The sequence below is a fragment of the Alcanivorax sp. HI0044 genome, assembly GCF_001634945.1.
This window is the reverse complement of sequence record NZ_LWEZ01000301.1, coordinates 1-1243: the sequence shown is the minus strand read 5'-3', so window position 1 is coordinate 1243 and position 1243 is coordinate 1. Positions and strand designations below refer to the sequence as shown.

The following is a 1243-nucleotide window of genomic DNA, read 5'->3' as shown; positions in this document are numbered from 1 at the left end:
CCGAGGCACCGACGTGACCGGCCTGGTGGACACCGGCAAGCTGGTGGGAATGCTGTCCAAGGACGATGCCGTGTCGGTGATGGAATCCATTGCTCGCATCCGCCACAAGCGCATCGATCGTATCAATAGCGGCCTCAGCGACGCCAACCGCCGCGCTAATTTGCGCGACTTGCTGCGTTGCGGCTATGTGGAAGCCGCCGATATTACCGACCGCTATGGCAATCCCTCTGCCCTGANTATTCGTGAGGACACGGACATCCTCAGCATCTTTTCCGAGTCAGAGTTGAATGATCGGGAGTTCGAAAAAACCGCCTCCATCATGAAGCTGGTGGTCAACGGCTACGCCGGCGCCGGCTGTATTTCCATGGGCGGCTTCGATTACCACACCGGCGAACGGGGCACCGGCGAACAACGGGACCTGCGCGCCGGGCGCTGCATGGGCGCCTGCCTGGAATACGCCCGCCGCCGCAACATGCCGCTGATGATGTACGTATTCAGCGATGGCTCCGTGTCCAGCAACGGGCGCATTGATGACTCCGCCAACGGCCGCGGCAAAGGCGAGTGGACCGGTGACAATTCCTCCACCGCCGCCTCGTTCTTTCTGGTCTACAACCCCAACGGTCGCCCGACCCTGAACACCAACGGCGCCAGCGCCGAAAACCATCAGCAACTGGGCTGGATGCGCAGCGATGCCTCGGTGGAAACCGCCGGCACCCCGGCAGCCAACAACGTGAACCTGCTGGCGGAAACCGTGTGGCTGAACTACATGGCCCTGCACGGTGAGCTGGGCGAATTCAGCGCCCGCTTCCCCAATCACAGCCTGGGCAACGCCGCTTCGCTGGACAAACTGGCCGCCTTCAACCCCATCGTCAGCGGTCCGGTTTTCCCGCCGCCAGCATGAGCCCACCTGTCGGGGCAGCACAGGGCGGCCCCGGCAGGTACACTGCTGTCACCCTCCTTTGCTGACAACCTGAAGACGACTGCCATGGTTTCGCTGCTCCCCGCTGCCCGCCTGATCACATTGATCACACCTGCCCTGCTCCTGCTGGCCATGCCGGCACAGGCGCGCTGGCAACAACAGGATTGGGATGTAATGGGCACCCGGGCCAGCGTCACGCTGTGGTCCGAGCAGGATGCGGCGCTCTTGTTCGACGCGCTGGAAGAAGAAATGGCGCGCTTGAATGCCTTGCTGTCGCCCTGGGTCGAAAGCAGCGAACTGGCCCGGGTCAACGCCCATGCCGGC

The 1243-nt window shown here is 63.2% G+C and carries 1 protein-coding gene and 1 pseudogene; both read left to right on the top strand.

The features are described 5' to 3' along the window. Nucleotides 1–901: pseudogene (locus tag A3730_RS30995) on the top strand (hypothetical protein); the annotation flags it as partial. A gap of 84 nt (nucleotides 902–985) precedes the next feature. Beyond that, on the top strand, nucleotides 986–1243 hold a 258-nt coding region (locus A3730_RS03660), incomplete at its 3' end, for an FAD:protein FMN transferase (protein WP_197477266.1).